At 46.6% G+C, this 21,651-nt stretch carries 16 protein-coding genes; 12 read left to right on the forward strand and 4 right to left on the reverse strand.

Features of this window, described 5'->3' with window-relative positions:
• The first annotated feature begins 128 nt into the window (after positions 1-128).
• The 3 genes from QT984_RS23445 to argH all read left to right on the forward strand — a co-directional run bounded on the left by QT984_RS23445 (position 129) and on the right by argH (position 3,522).
• Positions 129-1,616, forward strand: a complete 1,488-nt coding sequence (locus QT984_RS23445; RefSeq protein ID WP_333058372.1) for a PP2C family protein-serine/threonine phosphatase — start codon at positions 129-131, stop codon at positions 1,614-1,616.
• Complete coding sequence (locus QT984_RS23450; protein ID WP_333058370.1) at positions 1,606-1,845, forward strand: hypothetical protein; 240 nt, start codon at positions 1,606-1,608, stop codon at positions 1,843-1,845. Before QT984_RS23445 ends, QT984_RS23450 begins: the two co-directional genes overlap by 11 nt.
• A gap of 291 nt (positions 1,846-2,136) precedes the next feature.
• On the forward strand, positions 2,137-3,522 hold the full coding sequence (gene argH, locus QT984_RS23455; protein ID WP_333233743.1) for an argininosuccinate lyase: 1,386 nt from the start codon (positions 2,137-2,139) through the stop codon (positions 3,520-3,522).
• 99 nt (positions 3,523-3,621) lie between these two features.
• On the opposite strand, the gene QT984_RS23460 is transcribed toward argH, so the two are convergent.
• Positions 3,622-3,813, reverse strand: a complete 192-nt coding sequence (locus QT984_RS23460) for a hypothetical protein (protein WP_190738786.1) — start codon at positions 3,811-3,813, stop codon at positions 3,622-3,624.
• A gap of 465 nt (positions 3,814-4,278) precedes the next feature.
• On the opposite strand from QT984_RS23460, the gene bcp reads away from it, so the two are divergent.
• The 3 genes from bcp (at position 4,279) to QT984_RS23475 (ending at position 6,250) form a co-directional block, all read left to right on the forward strand.
• Positions 4,279-4,752, forward strand: coding sequence for a thioredoxin-dependent thiol peroxidase (gene bcp, locus QT984_RS23465; protein ID WP_333058366.1), 474 nt, complete (start codon positions 4,279-4,281; stop codon positions 4,750-4,752).
• A gap of 77 nt (positions 4,753-4,829) precedes the next feature.
• Entirely contained in the window at positions 4,830-5,285 is a 456-nt protein-coding gene (locus QT984_RS23470; protein ID WP_333058363.1) for an NUDIX hydrolase, read from the forward strand.
• Positions 5,286-5,443: 158 nt separating this feature from the next.
• Entirely contained in the window at positions 5,444-6,250 is an 807-nt protein-coding gene (locus tag QT984_RS23475) for an alpha/beta hydrolase (RefSeq protein ID WP_333058361.1), read from the forward strand.
• Positions 6,251-6,318: 68 nt separating this feature from the next.
• Here the strand turns inward: QT984_RS23475 and QT984_RS23480 are convergent, their stop codons facing one another.
• Positions 6,319-7,230, reverse strand: coding sequence for a pantothenate kinase (locus QT984_RS23480; protein WP_333233747.1), 912 nt, complete (start codon positions 7,228-7,230; stop codon positions 6,319-6,321).
• A gap of 315 nt (positions 7,231-7,545) precedes the next feature.
• On the opposite strand from QT984_RS23480, the gene QT984_RS23485 reads away from it, so the two are divergent.
• The 6 genes from QT984_RS23485 (at position 7,546) to QT984_RS23510 (ending at position 19,829) form a co-directional block, all read left to right on the forward strand.
• Entirely contained in the window at positions 7,546-9,651 is a 2,106-nt protein-coding gene (locus QT984_RS23485) for a GAF domain-containing protein (protein WP_333315261.1), read from the forward strand.
• A gap of 242 nt (positions 9,652-9,893) precedes the next feature.
• Entirely contained in the window at positions 9,894-10,034 is a 141-nt protein-coding gene (locus QT984_RS23490; protein ID WP_333150880.1) for a hypothetical protein, read from the forward strand.
• Positions 10,035-10,644: 610 nt separating this feature from the next.
• Positions 10,645-14,424 (forward strand): Calx-beta domain-containing protein, encoded by a 3,780-nt coding sequence (locus QT984_RS23495; RefSeq protein ID WP_333375069.1) that lies wholly within the window; start codon positions 10,645-10,647, stop codon positions 14,422-14,424.
• 971 nt (positions 14,425-15,395) lie between these two features.
• Positions 15,396-17,123 carry a diflavin flavoprotein gene (locus QT984_RS23500; RefSeq protein ID WP_333207639.1) on the forward strand — a complete coding sequence of 576 codons (1,728 nt, stop codon included), beginning with the start codon at positions 15,396-15,398 and terminating at the stop codon, positions 17,121-17,123.
• A 50-nt stretch (positions 17,124-17,173) separates the two neighbouring features.
• A complete protein-coding gene (locus QT984_RS23505; RefSeq protein ID WP_333375071.1) occupies positions 17,174-18,091 on the forward strand; it encodes a hypothetical protein in 918 nt (305 codons plus the stop codon).
• Entirely contained in the window at positions 18,084-19,829 is a 1,746-nt protein-coding gene (locus tag QT984_RS23510; RefSeq protein ID WP_333315319.1) for a diflavin flavoprotein, read from the forward strand. Before QT984_RS23505 ends, QT984_RS23510 begins: the two co-directional genes overlap by 8 nt.
• Positions 19,830-19,939: 110 nt before the next feature.
• Here QT984_RS23510 and pgsA read toward each other — a convergent pair whose 3' ends face one another.
• Both pgsA and QT984_RS23520 read right to left on the reverse strand, forming a co-directional pair.
• On the reverse strand, positions 19,940-20,458 hold the full coding sequence (pgsA, locus tag QT984_RS23515) for a CDP-diacylglycerol--glycerol-3-phosphate 3-phosphatidyltransferase (RefSeq protein ID WP_333233757.1): 519 nt from the start codon (positions 20,456-20,458) through the stop codon (positions 19,940-19,942).
• A gap of 256 nt (positions 20,459-20,714) precedes the next feature.
• Positions 20,715-21,380, reverse strand: coding sequence for a sugar transferase (locus tag QT984_RS23520; protein WP_333375073.1), 666 nt, complete (start codon positions 21,378-21,380; stop codon positions 20,715-20,717).
• Positions 21,381-21,651: the final 271 nt, after the last annotated feature.

Raw genomic sequence — 21,651 nt, forward strand, 5'->3', positions numbered from 1 at the left:
CTTCATGTGGTACCCGCCACGTGATTTATCCGTCGAATCAATCCAAAATCTAAAATCTAAAATCCTTGCGTCCCCCGAATTTATCCGTCGAATCAATCCAAAATCTAAAATCTAAAATCTAAAATCGAATGACTGCTGTGCCTTTGCCTCGCCCCTCACCTCAACCTGCTGACCGCCCTTCGGGTCGCAATTCCACCGACGCGACGCCAGTATTTGCCCTCAAAGAACTGGTGGCGCGTTTGCACCGATATCAGCACAACGTTCAAGATATGTTGGGTTCGCTGGGATTTGCCCTGCGAAGTTTTAACAATCTCAACCAATTTTTGGAGTTGGTGCCTTTGGTGGCGACTCGCGTTACGGACGCCGACGGGGGAGCTTTAGTGCTGTTCAAACCCAACGGTCAAGTCAGGTTCCAGCAGTTGCATTGTCAGGAAGGACGGCAGTGCCAAGATATGCGAAAAGCGCTGGAAATAGCCACCAGGCAAGCTACAGCAGGTGCGGGCGCTACTGCTGGAACGTTTTCGGAAACCTCTGGGCAAACTTCTAGTCTCGACCTGCAAGTTGGTCGTTATTTGGGCCCGGATGTTCATTTGTTTGGGGCGCCAATTTTGGTCAACAATTTGGAACGCGGGCGGCTTTATGTTTTTAGCAGTGATCCGCAATATATCTGGACTCCCAGCAGACAGAAATTAGTTCGGTTGGTGGCGGATCAAACTGCTGTGGCTATTTGCAAAGACGAACTTACTGTTAAGTTGGCGGAAAAAGACCGCTTAGACAGAGAGTTAGAAATCGGGGCGGAAATTCAATTGCGACTGCAACCCCGCAGTTGTCCGAAAATTCCCGGCCTTGACGTGGCCGCCCGCTGCCAAACTGCTAGCAGAGTCGGCGGAGATTATTATGATTTTATTCCGGCTGACTATGACCCGATCGGCAAGGAGAATGAGGGAGAACACCCCCCATCCCTAATTAAAAATCTCAAGTCCAAAATCGACAAGGGCCGCTGGAGCATTGTGATCGGCGACGTGATGGGCAAAGGAGTACCGGCTGGCCTGTTGATGACGATGACACGGGGTATGCTCCGGGCGGAGGTTTTGAACCGCCACTCGCCGTCGAGAATTTTGCAACATTTAAACCGGGTTATGCACGCGGATTTGGAAAATTCCCACCGTTTTGTGACTCTGTTTTATTCGGAGTATGACCCGAAAACTCGCGTTTTGTCTTACAGCAATGCTGCTCACCACCCGCCTTTGCTGTGGCAAGCTGCAACTAATTCGATTCTTCAGCTTGATACTTTGGAGGGGATGTTAATTGGGCTGGATGCTGATTCGCATTACCAAGAAGCAAGCGTGCAATTGCAGCCCGGAGATACTATTATTTATTACACAGACGGATTTACTGATGCTTCTAATCAAAGGGGCGATCGCTTTGATGAGGATAACTTGACCTCGGCTTTTCAGTGGGCCTGTCAAAATTACCAGCAGTCTGAAGAAATTTTGGATTATTTGTTCGATCGCGTTCACCAGTTTATCGGCATCGGCAATCGTAACGAAGATGACATGACACTGGTTGTTCTGAGGGTAACACCTTTAGCAGGAGAAAATCACCATGATAGTTAATTTAATCCCGGAAATTACTGCTGGATTAACCAGTTCGATTACTTGGAACGATGTCGCTCACGTGGTAGTTTTGAAATCTCATTTGAGTTCGACGGTGTTTTTGGGTCAAAGTTACGAAATTTTTACGAATTTCCAGAAAGCTTGGAACAATTTTGTTTCGACTGGTCAAATAGGAGCTTTTTTTATAGGTATTTTTGTTGGCTGGTTCTTGAAAGGGATTTTTCGTTAGAGTTATTGTCCAAGAAGTTATCTGGAACGGATTTAAAATGTTTTTAGCCAACAAAACTTCACTTCTTTCTGATGCAGCAAAACTTTCACAATTTTGTAGTCCAGACTTCAGTTTTTTCGGGTCAAAAGATGTATAAAAAGTGGGTAGTCAGGAGTTAAGTTTTTTATTGCCGAGTTGGGAATGGAGGACTAAAGTCCTGACTACAAACCGCAGGAAGGACTTTAGTCTTTGCTAAAAATCGGTTTTTATAGACTTCTGCAACAGAGATATAATCTAGTTTTAGCTTCAGCAATGACAACACAACAAAAAACTTGGAGTCAAAGATTTGAATCGGCGCTGCACCCGGCGATCGCCCGATTTAATGCTAGTATTGGCTTCGATATTGAATTGATTGAGTATGACTTGACTGGTTCTGTCGCTCACGCTAAAATGCTGGCCAAAACGGGGATTATTTCCGCAGCAGAAGGCGAACAGTTAGTCAATGGTTTGGAACAGATTCGCCGCGAATACCGCCAAGGACTTTTTGTTCCGGGAGTTGATGCCGAAGACGTTCACTTCGCTGTAGAGAAGCGGCTGACGGAGATTGTGGGAGATGCAGGGAAAAAGTTGCACACTGCCCGATCGCGCAACGATCAAGCCGGCACTGATACTCGTTTGTATTTGCGCGATCGCATCGCCGAAATTCGTGAGCAATTGCGGGAATTTCAAGGGGTTTTGCTCGATCTTGCCGATCGTAACGTGGAAACTTTAATTCCCGGTTACACTCATTTGCAGCGCGCTCAGCCGATCAGTTTGGCTCATTACCTGTTAGCTTATTTTGAAATGACCGATCGCGATTGGGAACGTCTCGGCGATATCTGCAAGCGGGTGAATGTTTCGCCTTTGGGTTGTGGCGCGCTGGCGGGGACGACTTTCCCGATCGACCGACATTATACTGCAGAACTCTTGCAATTTGACAAGGTTTATGCTAATAGCTTAGATGGAGTGAGCGATCGAGATTTTGCGATCGAATTTCTCGCTGCAGCCAGCTTGATTCTGGTACACCTGAGCCGCTTGTCAGAAGAAATGATTTTGTGGTCTTCTCACGAATTTGGATTTATTACGCTCAAAGATAGCTGCGCTACTGGTTCTAGCATCATGCCCCAGAAAAAAAATCCCGATGTGCCGGAGTTGGTGCGAGGCAAAGCGGGGCGGGTGTTCGGTAACTTGCAAGCCTTGTTGGTAGTAGTGAAGGGACTTCCTTTGGCCTACAACAAAGATTTGCAAGAAGATAAAGAGGCTTTGTTTGATACCGTCAAAACGGTACAAGGTTGCTTGGAAGCAATGACCATTTTGCTGCGGGAAGGCATCGAGTTTAATGGCGATCGCCTCGCCGCTGCCGTTACAGAAGACTTTTCTAATGCTACAGACGTAGCCGACTACTTGGCCGCCAAAGGCGTTCCCTTCCGGGAAGCTTACAACCTTGTCGGCAAAGTCGTCAAAACTTGCCTTTCGGGGGGCAAACTCCTCAAAGATTTGACACTTGAGGAGTGGAAAGACTTGCACCCAGCCTTTGAGACAGACATTTACAGCGCGATCGCACCTCAGCAAGTGGTGGCGGCTCGCAATAGTTACGGGGGTACCGGGTTTGAACAAGTGAGAAAATCACTTATCGCTGCGCGCGATCGGATCGCCTAAACATCGTTGAATTATTGGACAAATTCCGGCTGGCTATCTCTCCTTAGAACTATCGTGTTTTCCACTCTGGTTCTAAGTTCGGCAGATAGCCTGAATCAATTAATCTTCAGCAGCAGCCATGTCTTTGTCTCTGCCGCCACCGCTCATGGCGCCCATGCCACCGCCGTTACCGCCGTCAAATCGCCTTCTCTTGTTGGAGAACATATCTTGATTTCTCCGCTTGCGAAACTTGCGAGCGTATGCTTGATTTCGTTGTGCCTTTTCTTTCTTGAGATTGCGGCGCTTAGCCATTCTGACCTCACTAATAAACATTGACAGTCCCCGGGCTTTCACGCACGGGGATTCTTAAGTTTGACACTCTGTGCACTCTTGGTGACTGAGATTCTTGGTTCAGCGAATTCACTTGCTTGTGACAGGATTTCTCCAGCCAAAATATAGGTGTCTTCTCCCCAAGCGTTAATTCCGGTATGTCCTACCGTACTCGATCAGTTCTCTTTATGTAGTTAGGTTTTCTTCAAATTTAGCTTTCCTAAACCGCAACACCGTTAGGTGTGACTACGCACTCAACTAATCCAGTTAAGTTTTTACGTTGGCTAGTTATACTCAATTTTAGACCGATGACGATCATAGCACACCCGGTACAAGACCCAGAAAAAAGAACACGGGGATTCAAGTCGCTGGGAATCTGGGTTTGATCGGGACGCAATGTTGTCAATCTTGCAGAAGATTTCTATAAACTCTTGACAAATACGACCAATGACTATAAATCCCGGTGACGTAGCTCCTGTCTTCAGCCTGCCCGACGCGCAAGGCAATATCGTCAGCCTTGCAGATTTTCGAGGGCGGCGAGTTGTACTGTATTTTTACCCTAGGGACAATACCCCTGGCTGTACCAAAGAAGCTTGCGGCTTTCGCGACATTTACTTAGACTACCAGTCGCGCAATATAGCAGTTCTCGGCGTCAGTACAGACGGGGCCGGGGCCCACGCCAAGTTTGCAGCTAAATATCAACTACCTTTTCCCTTGCTGTGCGACTTAAACGCTGAAGTTGCTACCGCCTACGGCTGTTACGGACTCAAAAAGTTTATGGGAAAAGAATTTATGGGAATTACTCGATCGACCTTCGCGATCGACCGTGATGGTAGGATTGAAAAGGTTTACCGCAAAGTCAAACCAGAATCTCACGCAGCGGAGATATTAGCAGATTTGCCAGACCTCTGGCCTGAATGAAAAATTAAAAATTAAGACTCCGGAGCTGCGAGCTAGGAGCCCTGAAATTACTATCTCCTAAACAAGCTTTTGAGTTTATGCGTCGATTGTGGCAAATTGTACAAACTGTGCTGGGACTGATTTTTCGACATCCCGTCACTGGTACTGCGGTGATTCCTGTATTGCCTGACGGGCGAATTGTGTTAATTCGCCGCCGCGACAACGGTCGCTGGGGACTGCCGGGAGGTATGGTGGATTGGGGAGAGGATATTCCCACAACTGTGCGCCGGGAATTAGCGGAGGAAACAGGACTCGAGTTAGTCAAAATCCATCGCTTGGTGGGCGTTTATTCGGCTGCCGATAGAGACCCTCGCCTGCACTCGATTTGTATCGTGGTGGCGGCAGAGGTGCAGGGCAAGATGCAAGTTCAGGATACGCTTGAAGTCAGCGAGGTTGAGGCTTTTTTACCCGCATCGCTGCCGGAGGGCCAGCTCAGCCACGATAACGACCAACACTTACAGGACTATTTTCAAGGCCGAACAACTTTGGCGTAAATCGGCAGGGCATCCAAATTTGAGAAAAGTCGGAAATTACCTCGCGGTCAAAAATTGTCTGTTATGAATGTGGAATTAATTTTCACTGTTTTCCTACTTTTATTCACAATCTCTGAACATTAAATTAATCATCTTTTTATTACTAAATATTTAACCGGATGTACTCACCGCTACGCAATTCTAGGGTAAAACTCTCTGTAGGGCAAATCTTTTGGCACGAAGTCGGTCAAGGCCCGAATTTAGTATTTTTGCACGGTTCTTGGCACGACAGCAGTCAGTGGCTGAGGACGATCGAACATTTGAGCGCCTACTACCACTGCTTCGCACCGGATTTGCTGGGGTTTGGCGACTCGGAACGCCCGAATCTTCATTATTCGATCGACTTGGAAGTAGAGTGTCTCGCCCAATACCTCGATACTTTGAAGCTGCGAGAGGTTTATTTAATCGCTCACTCTCTGGGTGGCTGGGTGGCCACCAGCTACGCTATCAAATATCCCGATCGAGTTCAGGGTTTGGTGTTGTTGGCCCCAGAAGGCGTCAAGGTTGGCAACCGGCGGGGGCGGTGGCAGACAGCTAGCTGGCTGATCGGTCAACCACCGCTGGCTTTGTGGTGGCTGCGATCGATCTATCCAATTGCTAAGTTGCTGGGTAGCCAAAAAAAGATTGACGGATTGCTCAACTTCAGACAGCAGTTGATGGAGTCCCCTGTTGCTGTGCAGTTGCTGTTCGGGCGGCGGCGGGCTGAAATTACAGCGGAATTAGTTGATGAGAATTTGCCTTTGCTGAAAGCGCCTGTTTTGCTGTTGCACGGTTCTGAAGAGACTCCCGCAGCTTCTTCTCTGTGTCAATCCTATGCTGCTCTGGCTCCTAATGCCGAACTACAATTAGTCAGTCCGGGGGAAAGCAATTTGCCCCAGGAAGTCCCGGATGTTGTTGCTAACTATATTCGCGAGTTTGCTAGGTGAATTGGTCATTGGTCATTGGTCATTGGTCATTGGTCATTGATAAAATGACAACAGTCAACAGTCAACAGTCAACAGTCAACATTTAACAGGCTAATTCCCCAAAAAATAGCCTCTGGTGCGTCAATTAAGCCGGAGGCTGTATCAGGAAAGGCTGCGGTGAGGTATTTTAAAAGCATAGTGCGATCGCCCCCCGTGACGGCAATTTTGCTATCAGGAAACAAACACCGCCAATCTTCAATAAAATCCCTAACTCCTGCCACCGTCGCATACACAACTCCGCTTTGAATTGCCCCAGCAGTGTCTGTCGCCCAGCGGTATGGCAAATTTTGTGGTAAAGTGATTAAAGGTAATCCAGCAGTTTTTTTACCTAACGACGATAACTGCAAACCCAAACCTGGTAAAATTGCGCCCCCAACTAAATACCTATTGACATCAGCCCCAGTAAATGTTAAAGCTGTACCAGCATCTATAAGTAAAACTGGCCAACCCAATTGGTTGCCAGCGCCCACTACAGCCAAAGCTCTGTCAATTCCCAGGGTAGGATAGAGTCCCCCGATCGGCAACTGGTCTAAAGTAATAATTCGGACATCTGGATAACTCTGCCAAATTGCTGTTTGCTGGGGAACTACTGAAGCCAAAATTAGAGGCAGTGGCACGAAAGAAAGTGTGTGAGGATTAGAAAAAGCGGGAGTAGCAGGAAGACAAAGGAGATTTTGAGCAGATATTTCCTCGATCGACCTCATTACTATTTGCACCAAATATTCTGCCTTTTCCTGCTCCGAGAGCGAGGAAACAGTATCAGCATTGAGATGCTCTGTATCCCATGTTTTCTTCAGAGTTTTGCCCGCAAATAATCCCCAGTGCAGTCGGGAGTTGCCGATCGCCAAAGCTATTTTAATCTGGGCTTTACCTGTCAATCCAGAAGTAATGTTGTCGGTGCTTGCTGGCGAACGAAAATTGTCGGGAATTGAGTTTTCCATGTTGAGCTAGCCGGCGCAAACATTGAACTAAAGATAGAGTTTAGATTAATTTTATTCGCTTAAGCGGGCGGTTAACTCTATTTGACATCTGACCAACTTCCATGCCATGCGCCAATTAGTATTGTCGGCTGCAGAGGGCAGAGTTGCTAAATATAAATATTTGTAAAGCAAATAATTGCTTTGCTCAGGCGGCATCCTTTATAATGTCTTAAGATATTCCAAAAGTCCTGGTAGCTGCGATGGGGCTGTTGGCGGGGTAAGCACAGGTTTATAAAACCAGACTCAATCAAAATACTGTACAACTGCTGAGTAAATATGTCTTTACAAATACAAGAACACGAAAACCCCTGGCACAGAGTAACTTCGCGGTTGCCTGAATCTGAAAACTGGATGCAGCAAGAAAGTCTTTCGCTGCCGGAAGTAGACCAACAAAAAGCCATAATTGTACAGATGCAGCAGCAAGTTCAGTTATCAAACTTGCTGAACCAAATTAATAACGAAATTCGCAGTACACTTGACATAGAAGAAATTTTGACATCAGCCTGCAGATTGCTGGGACAAGCGCTACAGGCAAGTCGCGTGAGCATTTTGGTCAAAGAATCAAATACAGAAAAAACTTTAGTCACGCGCGGAGAGTACAACGCGGGGGACTATCCGATTCAACTGGGAATGAAAGTACCGATGAGTGACAACCCGCATTTGGCTGCCGTCGTGTCTCAGCAAGAGTCCCTAGCACTGACGAACTTTCTCGATTTTCCGGGATTGAACCCACAAACCCGAAAAATTGTCGAAGCTTTGGAGATTAAGTCAATGCTGGCAGTAGCTACTCGCTATCAAGGTGAAGTGAATGGCATAATTGGCTTGCATCAGTGCGATCGCGAACGGGAATGGACTGATTGGGAAAGGCAGCTTTTAGAAGGGGTAGGATCGCAATTGGCGATCGCGATTAATCAAGCCAAACTATATAGCAAAACCAGGCGTCAAGCCGAACGAGAATCGCTGCTACGGCTGATCGGCAATCAAATTCGCAGTACCCTCGATCTGGGAACTATCCTGGAAACAGCGGTGAGGGAAGTCCGCCAAATGTTGCAGTGCGATCGAGTAATTATCTATCAGTTTCAAGACAACTGGCAAGGAAAAGTTGTTGTTGAAAATATGACAGTTCCTTGGCCTTCAATTTTAGGAGATATGGGGGCTGATAAGTGTTTCCGTGGAGATTACGCCGATCTTTACCAGCAAGGGCGAGTCAAAGCAATTAATGATATTTTTAATGCTGGTTTAGAGCCTTGTCATGTAGATTTCTTAGATAGTTTGCAGGTAAAAGCTAATCTGATAGTGCCAATTGTTACAGCAAGAACTGAAGAAAATACCTCCGACACAGCCGGAAACTATAATCCTAAATTTCCCGGTAGGCTGTGGGGTTTGCTGATTGCTCACGAGTGCCGAGATACCCGCAATTGGCAGTGGCAAGAAATGGAGTTGCTCTCTCAGATAGCCAACCAAATGGCGATCGCCATTCAGCAAGCAGAACTTTACAGCCAAGTCCAAGATGCTGCGGTAAAATCTCAAGCTCAAACCCAGCAGTTGCAAGCTGCGTTAGAAGAATTGCGATCGGCACAGCAGCAATTGATTCAAAGCGAAAAAATGTCAGGTTTGGGGCAAATGGTAGCGGGAATTGCTCATGAAATTAACAACGCCAACAATTTCATCCACGCTAACTTGTTTCACGCTCAAGAATATTTTAAAGCCTTGAACGAAGCTCTAGAACAAGTCAGAAATGCCTACCCGGAAGCGACAGAGGCAATTGTCAGAATCAATGAAGAACTAGAACTCGATTACATTCGAGAAGACTTTGGGAAACTGATCAATTCAATGCGGGAAGGCAGCGGGAGGATTCGCTCGATCGTCATGACGCTGCGAAATTTTTCTCGTTTAGACCACGCTGAATTAAAACCAGTAGATTTGAATGAAGGTTTAGAAAGCAGTTTCTTAATGCTGCAAAATAAGCGAAAAACTCATATCAAAATAGACAAGCAATACGGCAGCTTGCCCCCCGTCCAATGTCATGCGAGTCAAATTAACCAAGTATTTTATAATTTGATTGACAATGCCTTAGACGCGCTTCAGTCAACGAGCAAACCGGGGGAATTAACTATCCGCAGTTGGCAAAGCGAGCCGGACTGGGTAACAATCTCTGTCCGCGACACGGGAAGTGGAATTCCTGCAGAAATTCAAGACAAGATTTTTGACCCATTTTTTACTACTAAACCTGTGGGTAAAGGCACTGGTTTGGGACTTTCCGTGTGCTATCAGGTAATTGTCCAAGCTCACGGTGGCAAGATCCGTTGCGTCAGTCAGGTTGGCGAAGGAACTGAGTTTATTGTAGAGTTGCCGCTGAAAAATCAGAGGGTAAGTGCATAATTCGTGCTTTAGTCAGATTAACTCTGTTTTGTCACTCTGACAGTAGTATAGAACTCATTTGACATCTTGGCGTTGCTTAATCAGGGTATGAAAAAAATCACTTTAAAATCCAAAAGCTTTGTGGATACAGGTTTCTATGACGGGCATATTTAGCGTTTCATACTGTAAATCAGCAACGCCTAAAATTCTAAGTATTTTTACTAATAATTGTCTCTGCTGATTCACTTTTGTCCGCTGAAGCAGTGAAAGCTGCCTCTTGGGGGGCGGCGAATGTGGGATTTAAGCTCTCCTCTACAGATATGGAAAACCCGCTTTTTATGGGGCAGAAAAAAAGATCGCAATTTTTCCGGATAAAACTTATTGATGATGAAAGTAAGGAATAATCGCGTTCCTGAATACAGGTATAAATCAACTTTTCGCTTGATGTTACACAACTCACCCTCAAGCGGGCTTATAGTCATTTGGCAATCTTGAATTCATACCTGTATTCAGCAACATCCTAAATTATGTACTCATGGCAAAGATCCGACTTTTCCGACTTTAGGATCCGACTTTTCCGACTTACAGAGACAGGGGTTCTAAGCCATGATAGAGAGAGGGGAAAGTCAACCCACGATATCTAGATTGTAAAGATATTGTGAACCGGCGTTGCTGAATAGGGTATGCAATTTGTAGGGCAAATACCCCCGTGGTTGCCACACCGCTGACGGGCTAAGCACTTAGAATTACCCCTACAAGCTTTGATTCAGCAGCGCCAGAATAAGCATCTATATTAAGTAGGGAAGTAATTACAATTAACATCTAATCAGGGGGAATCAAGCCTTGAAATGCTTATTGGGAAAGCATTTGGGCAGGGTAAGCATTTTTATTGGATTTACCTGCACCTACTTATGACGAAATTTTTCTTGCAGTGACCGATAACGATAAAGAAAGCCCAACATCTGGTTTTCAGTCACTTCTAATCCTTAATTACTCATCATTAACACAGAAGCTATGGCTACTTCAATCACTGGTTCTTTGGGTCAAACCAATAATTACAGCGCTCTCAATGAGCTGATCGCAAAATGGCCTACTGCCGCCCAGAATCAAGGCATCCAACTGTCTGGGATAGCTTTTGATGGCGTGGAAACTGACTACCTTAATCCGAATGTCATCAGCAACCTCACTTTAGCAAGTAACGAAAACCCTAAAAGCTGGTTGAGCTACGGCACTACTGGTGGTATTGGTGTCCCAGCCTCTTATAGTGGTTGGTTCACTGACGCCAAGAAAATTCGGGCAGAAATCAACCATAACCCCAACACCGATCAATCTCAGGCGCTGAAGGTGAAATGGGCAGATAACCAAGACATTACTAGCGCCACGATCGATCTAAGTTCATTGAGTCCCAAAACAAGTCCTGGTTTGGGCGATCAAGGTAATGAAGTTGGTTTCCTACAACTCTTTAATAATGGGGCTCCGGTATCGATTAGCAATTTTACTTTCACTCGCCTCAACGCTCCGATCGCTGCAAAACCGATCGCTGTGTCTCCAGATGGGGTTACTTTCATTGGCGATCGCACCGATGGCAGTTTCCAATTCAAGATAGATGCAAACCCTCTGGGCGGCGCTACTTTTGACGAACTGCGGTTCTCCACCAAAGCCTACGATAGCCCCACCGCTGCCTACGTCGCTACCCCCTTTAAAGACGATGGTTCCGACTACCTGGTGCGGAACATTGAATATCAAGGAACTGAAGATCCGATTACCCTGGAATTTAGTGCTCCTACTTTCAGCGTCAACGAAGATGGAACAACAGTTGCAGCAGTAACAGTTACACGTACTGGCAGTACCACTGGTGCCGCCAGTGCCACGGTGGAATTGAGTGATGGTACTGCTATCGCCCCTGATGATTACACCAATACTCCCCTGACTGTCAATTTTGCCGCTGGGGATGCTGCACCCCAAACCATCACCATTCCGATCGCCAACGATACTTTGGTAGAGGGTACCGAAACACTCAACTTAACTTTGACCAACCCGAATGGTGCCACGATTGGAACCCAAGGTACTGCCACTTTAGACATCGCAGACGATGACAGCAGCCTGGAATTTAGTGCTCCTACTTTCAGCGTCAACGAAGATGGCACAACAGTTGCAGCAGTAACAGTTACACGTACTGGCAGTACCACTGGTGCCGCCAGTGCCACGGTGGAATTGAGCGATGGTACTGCTATCGCCCCTGATGATTACACCAATACTCCCCTGACTGTCAATTTTGCCGCGGGGGATGCTGCACCCCAAACCATCACCATTCCGATCGCCAACGATACTTTGGTAGAGGATACCGAAACACTCAACTTAACTTTGACCAACCCGAATGGTGCCACGATTGGAACCCAAGGTACTGCCACTTTGGACATCGCAGACGATGACAGCAGCCTGGAATTTAGTGCTCCTACTTTCAGCGTCAACGAAGATGGCACAACAGTTGCAGCAGTAACAGTTACACGTACTGGCAGTACCACTGGTGCCGCCAGTGCCACGGTGGAATTGAGCGATGGTACTGCTATCGCCCCTGATGATTACACCAATACTCCCCTGACTGTCAATTTTGCCGCTGGGGATGCTGCACCCCAAACCATCACCATTCCGATCGTCAACGATACTTTGGTAGAGGATACCGAAACACTCAACTTAACTTTGACCAACCCGAATGGTGCCACGATTGGAACCCAAGGTACTGCCACTTTGGACATAGTGGACAATGACAGCACCCTGCAATTTAGTGCTCCTACTTTCAGCGTCAACGAAGATGGCACAACAGTTGCAGCAGTAACAGTTACACGTACTGGCAGTACCACTGGTGCCGCCAGTGCCACGGTGGAATTGAGCGATGGTACTGCTGTTGCCCCTGGTGATTACACCAATACTCCCCTGACTGTCAATTTTGCCGCGGGGGATGCTGCACCCCAAACCATCACCATTCCGATCGTCAACGATACTTTGGTAGAGGATACCGAAACACTCAACTTAACTTTGACCAACCCGAATGGTGCCACGATTGGAACCCAAGGTACTGCCACTTTGGACATAGTGGACAATGACAGCACCCTGCAATTTAGTGCTCCTACTTTCAGGGTTAATGAAAACGGAAGGATTGTTTCAGCAGTAACAGTTACACGCACTGGCAGTACCACTGGTGCAGTCTCAGCCACGGTGGAATTGAGCGATGGTACTGCTGTTGCCCCTGGTGATTACGACAATCAGGCGATTGTGGTGAATTTTGCCGCTGGGGATGCTGCATCCAAAATTGTCGATATTCCGATCGTCAACGATACTTTGGTGGAGGGTACCGAAAGAGTCAACTTAAGTTTGACCAACCCTACAGGCAATGCCTCGATTGGAACGCAAGGTACTGCCATTTTGAACATCGCAGATAATGACAGCAGCCTGCAATTTAGTTCCCCTACCTTTAGTGTCAACGAAGATGGCACGCCGATTGCAGCCGTGACTGTCACTCGCATTGGCAGTGCTATTGGCGCCGTCTCAGCCACTGTGAACTTGACCGATGGTACTGCTGTTGCCCCTGGGGATTACACCATTACTCCCCTGACTGTCAATTTTGCCGCTGGGGACACCGCACCCAAAATTGTCACCATTCCGATCGCCAACGATACTTTGGTGGAGGGTATCGAAACACTCAACTTAAGTTTGACCAACCCTACAGGCAATGCCACGATTGGAACGCAAAGCACCGCTAACTTGGACATAGTGGACAATGACAGCAGCCTGCAATTTAGTGCTCCTACTTTCAGGGTTAATGAAAACGGAAGGATTGTTTCAGCAGTAACAGTTACACGCACTGGCAGTACGACTGGTGCAGTCTCAGCCACGGTAAACCTCAGTAATCTTACTGCTGTTGCTGCTGATGACTACGACAATGCTCCCATCCTTGTCAATTTTGCTGATGGGGATGCTGCACCCAAAATTGTCGATATTCCGATCGTCAACGATACTTTGGTGGAGGGTACCGAAAGAGTCAACTTAAGTTTGATCAACCCTACAGGCAATGCCACGATTGGAACGCAAAGCAACGCCATTTTGAACATCGCGGACGATGACAGCACGCTGCAATTTAGTGCTGCCTTCTTTAGCGTCAACGAAGGCACGCGGAATGCAGCCGTGACAGTTACACGCATTGGCAGTGCTACTGGCGCCGTCTCAGCCACGGTGAACTTGAGCGATGGTACTGCTGTTGCCCCTGATGACTACATCAATATTAGTCCCATTGCTGTTAATTTTGCCTCTGGGGACAGCACGGCCAAAACCATCACTATTCCAATCCAGGAGAATAGTTTGCCAGAGTCTAACGAAACAGTCAACTTAAGTTTGGCTATTGCTACAGGCAATGCCACGATTGGAACGCAAAGCACCGCCATTTTGAACATCGTAGACAATGATGTTGCACCTGCTGTGATGACTAACTTAACTTCATCGAGCATGACCCCCGACCTACTTACTGGCTTTCGTTCCGCTAGTGCGATCGGTGATAGCGGGCTACAGGATTCCAGCTTGCTTGGTGGTTCAGGGCCGGGAACAGTGGATATGAGCAATTTCATCACCAACTCTTTCGACGGGGCGGCGATCGCTAATCCTACTATGACAGTCAATGCCACGCAGAACTGGTTTCCTTCACCTACAGCGCCCATTGTGGGTGGTACTGACCCGAATCTTATTGCTGGGGTAGGTCCTAGTTTCGTTGCCTCCAACCCATTTGCTAGTTCGGTCTTATAGAACCATTTCAAGGTCGTACTCTTAGATGCTACGCGCGTTATTCGAGTACGACCTTGAACTCTTGTATAGCGATCCTAAATGATTTGTGTAATTCTTGTAGGGAAAAACCAACGCCCGGTTGCCCCGATGCAGGCTGGGGTAGTCACTCTTAGCACTACCCCTACATATTTTTACAACTGATGCGAGGATTGCTATATTTTGAAAAAAATAGATGGCGATTTGCCATTGGGATGGAGTTTTTGAGAGCGTAGTTTTTTGGCAATTATTGTTGGTAAAAATTCGCCCCTAAATTAATCGATTGGATATTAGTGTTTTTTGCTATTACCTACTTAATCCTTAATTTGTTGTTGATAAAAACGTAACAGTTACCACATCTGCCAACTCCCCAGACTGGGAGCAATGCTAAGATTAACCAAAAGGCGGCTTTAGCGATCGCCCACAAGATGGGAGAATCAAACCAAGATGGTACTTTGACATTCGGTATATTTTGGGCAGTTTTTAGTTTTATCAAAGGAACTTTCGGACATAGCTTTACTTCACTGAATCGATTTTGCCCTGTGGATTTGGGCTTTTTTTATTCGATCGTCTTACTGCACATTTTGTACAGCTTTTAAGTTGGTACTAACTAAGGAATGAGAATTAAATAACTTCCACTCTTGAAAGTGGGATGGGCGTCCCGCCCGTCATGAGTGGACGGGCGGGACGCCCATCCCACAATAACAATTAAAATTGTAAGTTATTTAATTCGCGATCCTAACTGACTGCTCGATCGCAATTTCCATGCAAAACCAAGTTCGATCGCCCAACCGATCGAACTCGGTTTCCATAGCACACATATTAGGTTTTTGTCAATACATAGAGATCAGTTTTGGGATGCTTAACTGAGTGATAGGAAATTTTATAAAGATTTACAAAAAAAACGTGTCAGAATGAAGACAATAAGGTAATGGGTAAAAGACAAGGAGGCACTGATGGTAGCGCTGACTGAACGAGTCCAACGCAGATTGACGGTGGAAAAAGTCGAAATTGCCTCTGACACAACGGCAATTCGATGCCTGGATTGGGATAGAGACCGCTTTGACATCGAATTCGGACTCAAAAACGGTACAACATACAACTCATTCATCATTCGCGGTGAAAAAACGGCCCTCGTGGATACCTCGCACGAGAAGTTTCGCCAGCAATACATGGAAACTCTAACGGGCGAAATTGACCCCAAAGAGATTGACTATCTAATTATCAGCCACACCGAACCAGACCACAGCGGTTTAGTCAAAGATGTGTTGGCGCTGGCACCCCAAGCGATTGTCGTGGGGGCGAAAGTAGCAATTCAATTTTTAGAAAACCTTGTACACCAACCATTTGAGCGATTGGTGGTCAAAAACGGGGACAAACTAGATTTAGGAAACGGCCACATTATCGAATTCGTATCGGCGCCGAACTTGCACTGGCCTGATACTATTTTCAGCTACGACAGCAAAACTCAAGTGCTGTTTACCTGCGACGCTTTCGGGATGCACTACTGTTCCGACAGCACCTTCGATGACGATTTAGCAGCAATTGAGGAAGATTACCACTTTTATTATGAGTGTTTGATGGGTCCCAATGCTCGATCGGTACTCGCTGCGATGAAGCGGATGGCAGAATTGGGAGAAATCGGTACAGTTGCGACCGGTCACGGGCCGCTGCTGCGGCACAATGTGGTGGAACTTACCGGACGCTACAAAAAGTGGAGCCAAGCGCAAGCTAAGGCAGAAACCACTGTAGCGGTATTTTACACCTCCGACTACGGATTTAGCGATCGACTCAGCCAAGCGATCGCCCACGGTATCACCAAAACAGGTGTCGCTGTGGAAATGATGGATTTGAGAATCGCCGACTTACAAGAAGTTGCGGAACTTGTCAGTAATGCTGCCGGTATCGTAATTTGTTCGCCACCGAGTGGCGGTACTGCTGCTGTAAATGCCGAAGCCGCAATCAACACAATTTTAGTTGCAGCTAACAACAAACAATCTTTCGGTTTGTGTGAATCCGGCGGCGGCGATGACGCATCGATTTACCCGCTGCGAAACAAGTTCAAAGAGTTGGGTTTAAAAGAAGCATTTCCCAACATTTTAATTAAAGAATCACCGACTGAAGCGAGTTATCAACTTTGCGACGAAGCCGGCACTGACTTAGGACAGTGGCTGACGCGGGACAAAGCAGTCAAACAGATGAAATCCCTCGACAGCGACCTCGATAAAGCTTTGGGAAGAATCAGCGGCGGACTGTACATCATTACCGCTCAAAAAGGCGAGGTTAGCGGTGCGATGCTAGCTTCTTGGGTAACGCAAGCCAGCTTTAAACCGCTGGGTTTAACAATAGCAGTTGCGAAGGATCGGGCGATCGAATCGATGATGCGCGCGGGAGATAAATTTGTTCTCAACGTGCTGGAAGAAGGCAATTATCAAACTTTGATGAGGCACTTTTTAAAGCGTTTTGCTCCTGGTGCCGATCGATTTGCCGGAGTTAAAACTCAACCAGCAACCAACGGTTCTCCAATTCTGACAGATGCTTTAGCTTACATGGAATGCGAAGTAGTCAGCCGGATGGAACTTTCGGATCATCATATCGTATATGCGATCGTTGATAGCGGCCGCGTATCCAATCCCGATGCACTGCCTGCTGTTCACCACCGCAAAGTGGGAAATCACTATTAGGAAGTCAGTTGACGGTTGACAGTTGTCAGTTGATAGTTGACAGTTGACTGTTGTCAGGTGCAAAGGGGAAATTCAACGATATATTGATTGACTGTCTGAGTCAACATACCCCAAACGTATTAGTAAGGTGCGTCAGCCGATGTTTTATTCGACTTCATCATCGACTATCTACTGACGCACCCTACAATTACAGTCCAGGACACAACTGGCTAGCCAAAAACTCTCAACTTTGGGTGCTTGTGGCGCACCTTACCGGCTTCTGGGTGTTGGGTGCGCCACCAGCAGCAAACCGGGCAAACCGTTGTCATTTAGACTTCATTTTAATAGGGGAATTGCCAATGCCTGCCAATCTTTTAGAAGACCGAGATTACACAATTATTATTGCCAGAAGCGATGCCAGCAGAGACCCTCACCATCCTTGGTACGAGGATTGGGTAGAAGCACAGGCATCTCTGATCGACTTAGCAAAAAAATGTCAGCAATTTGACAGCGACGGCATCACCGTTTACGAAGCTTCTACTCCTATGTGGAAGTATCAAAATTCCAATGTTGCGCGGTTAGCTCAAATTTTGCAGCGACAAAATACGGAACCGGATTCAGAAAACCCCACTGCAATTAATTTGGAAGAAGCTCTGAAAGCAACTTTTAGTGATTATTTTGCAAGCAAACCAAATGCCAAAGGGAAAAACGGAACAATAATTGTTGCAGTTTTAGATCAAAAACCCGAAAATACCGCTGCTGTTGCCGAAATTCTTGTAAGTGCGGCAAATAAAATAGATAAAGATGAAGAAATTGGAGTGAGCTTTATCCAAATTGGCGACGATTTGAAAACCAGGGAATTTCTGATTGACCTGGATACCAATTTACAGGGTAGAGGTGCAAGGTTTGACATTGTAGATACCAAGTTTTGGCACGAAATCAAAAGAAGTTCTGTAGTTCAGTTTCTCATAGGTGCAATAAATGACTAATACTTTGACTCCTAGACTCGCATCGGATGCCAAACCCCGCGATGTGCAGTTTATCCCGATCGCACTCGATACTTTTATTGTGCGATCGCGCACTTGGGACAGACTCAAATTTGAAGTCGAGTATTCGCTGCAAAAGGGGACGACAGCCAATAGCTATATTATTCAAGCTGACAAAACTGCTTTGTTCGATCCGCCGGGGGAATCTTTTACTCAAAATTACATCGATTTTTTACAGCAACGGGTGGACTTGACCAAGCTGGATTACATAATTTTGGGGCATTTCAATGCTAACAGATCAGTAACAATTAAAGCTCTGTTAGAATTAGCTCCTGAAGCAGCTTTGGTTTGCACGAATCCAGCAGCAATTAGTTTGCGCGCCGCTTTCCCCGACCAAGAATTAAACATTATGGTCGTTCGGGGAGAGGAAACTCTCAACTTAGGAAAAGGTCACGCCTTAAAATTCATCGCGACTCCGACTCCCCGCTGGCCTGACCAACTTTGCACCTACGATCCGCACACTCGAATCGTGTTCACTGACAAACTATTTGGAGCTCACGTTTGCGGCGACCAAGTATTTGATGAAGGGTGGAGCGTTTACAGCGAAGATCGGCGCTATTATTACGATTCCCTGCACGCATCTCAGGCAAAACAAGTGCTGACGGCAATGGATAAATTCGCCGATTTACCCGCAGCATTTTATGCTCCCGGTCACGGCCCGATCGTCCGTTACGGCCTTAATGAACTGAGCAATTTGTATCGGGAATGGAGCCAGCAACAAAATTCAAAAGACTTGACAGTTGCTTTGATTTATGCTTCGGCTTACGGAAATACGGCTACTTTAGCGCAGGCGATCGCCAAAGGAATTACGAAAGCCGGCGTGGCGGTGGAAAGTATTAACTGCGAATTTGCCGAACCGGGAGAAATTCAAGAGGCGATCGAAAAATGCGCGGGATTTATCATCGGAACTCCCACGCTAGCAGGACACGCTCCGACGCAAATTCAAACAGCTTTGGGAATAGTTTTATCTACAGCAACTAAGAGCAAATTAGCGGGGGTTTTTGGTTCTTTTGGCTGGAGTGGAGAGGCGATCGACTTAGTGGAAAATAAGCTGAAAGATGCCGGCTATCGAATTGGATTTGAGCCGATTCGAGCCAAATTTAAGCCGACGGCGGCGACGATTCACGAGTGTAAAGAAGCGGGAACGGATTTTGCTCAAGCTTTGATTCGATCGCAAAAATTGCGGGCACCGAAACCCCAGTTAGCAGCGGGGAGCGATCGCACTGAACAAGCAGTAGGGAGATTGGTTGGTTCGCTGTGCGTACTCTCGGCGAAGCGGGGGGAAGTCGCCAGTGCGATGCTGGCTTCGTGGGTGTCGCAAGCAACGTTTAATCCGCCCGGTGTGACGATTGCGGTGGCGAAAGATCGATCGATCGAAGCTTTGATGTACGCTGGAGATAAATTTGTGCTGAATATCTTAGCCGAAGGCCGACAGTTGCGGAAGTATTTCATGAAAAACTTTGCTCCGGGAGAAGACAGATTTGCGGGAGTCGAAACAACGGAAGCTAGCAACGGATGTCCGGTTTTGACTGAGGCTCTAGCTTATCTCGAATGCGAAGTGATAAGTCGGATGGAATGCGGCGATCACTGGGTAGTATATGCAGCGGTTGAAAACGGTCATTTGCTGAAAAATGACGGAGTGACAGCCGTGCACTACCGGAAATCAGGGAGTCATTATTAAGCTACGCCTAGGGCACGGCAATGCCGTGTCCCTACAAATATATCGAAATCGAAGTTTTTATCTGCGTTAATCCGCGCTCATCTGCCCTCATCTGCGGTTTAAAAACCGACTTACTTTTCCTCAGCAGTCTTTTCCGGCCACAGATAAATAGCGCCAGAAACCAAAGTTAAAGCCACAGAAACCCAAAAAGCAATTATCGCAGGAATATCCCACGCTTCAGATAAAGGAGCAATTAAAAGGGCGATCGCCACAATCTGACTCACCGTCTTCAACTTCCCCCAAATATTAGCTCCCGAAATCGTAGTTTTATTAACACGCCACCCCGCAATTGTCAACTCCCGACCAAAAATCAAAAACACTCCCCAAGCCGGCACTTTTCCCAACTCAATCAACACTAAAAGCGGCGCGAGAACCAACAATTTATCCACCAAAGGATCGAGAAACTTACCCAAATCGGTAATTTGATTCAGTTTCCTAGCCAAATAGCCGTCCAGCCAATCAGTAGCCGCAGCTACCACAAAAATCGCGGTGCAAATCCAGTGGCTTTGCGCGCTTGGGTCGTACAAACCGTAGAGCAGAAAAGGCACTCCCAGCAAGCGAGAAAAAGTAATCAAATTAGGCAAATTCATCATAAAACGAAGGAAGAAGGAAGAAGGAAGAAGGAAGAAGGCTGAAGGAAGAGGGAAGAGGGCTGAGGGAAGAGGGAAGAGGGAAGAAGGAAAAAGGAAGAAGGCTGAGGAAAAAAATTAAGGGCAACCTTGTAAAAAGATTGCCCTTAATTTAACATTTTTTGTAGCTGTTTAACTTTTAGAAAAACAGATTTTAGCTCTATATTCATCGCATCGCAGCTCATAACAAACAAACACACAACCCAAAACAGTTTACCTAACACGCGCCGTCTTTGCTCAACACAACCGAAATTGTTTTGCAAATCAGAGTGATGTCGTAGACAACAGACCACTTGCGCTGATAGTCGAGATCCATGCGGACAATCTCGTCAAAGTCTTTAACTCTAGACCGTCCGTTGACTTGCCACTCCCCAGTCAGACCGGGTTTGACATTTAAACGTTGCCAGTGGAACTCGTCATAGGCAGCCACTTCATCGGGAGTTGGCGGTCGAGTTCCCACTAAACTCATGTCGCCAACTAACACATTCCAGAATTGAGGTAACTCGTCCAAACTCGTGTTCCGCAAGAAGCGGCCGACGCGGGTAATTCGCGGGTCATTTTCATTCTTAAAAATGTGACCCTTGGCTTGGTTGCTAACTAAATGTTTGAGATTTTCTGCACCGACAACCATCGATCGAAATTTCCATATTCTGAAATGTCGCCCTTTGAAGCTGCAGCGGACTTGACTGTACAGCAGCGGGCCCGGATTGTCCAACAGCATCGCCACAGCCACCGGCACCGCCACCACAGCAGCAATTGCCAGTCCCAGCAGCGCACCCAAAATATCGATCGACCGTTTTACCTTGCTCGTTACGGATCGGTGAGCCTGTTGTTTTGATACACAGACATTGTAAGTAGATTCTTGAAAAAATAAGGACAGCATTTGTGATAATGATGATTTCGACGAGGCACCCATCGGAAATTTCATATGATTTCTCTCAACTTTAACGATCTCTTACGTCCATCTTATTAGCCATCCCAAATCTGCTGAACCTGAAATACTCAGCTTTGCACAATCTTTAAAAAGCAATCACACTTTTATAAAGTTTCTATGTATTTTTTATAAAAACGTATAAAGTTTCTGTAAACTTACGTAAATTTACAGAAAAAAGTTAGTCCGGGACGCAAAAAAACCTGGTTTCGGCTAGGACTCT

Origin of the sequence: Microcoleus sp. Z1_B2 (genome assembly GCF_036700325.1) — a bacterium.
GTDB lineage: Bacteria > Cyanobacteriota > Cyanobacteriia > Cyanobacteriales > Microcoleaceae > Microcoleus.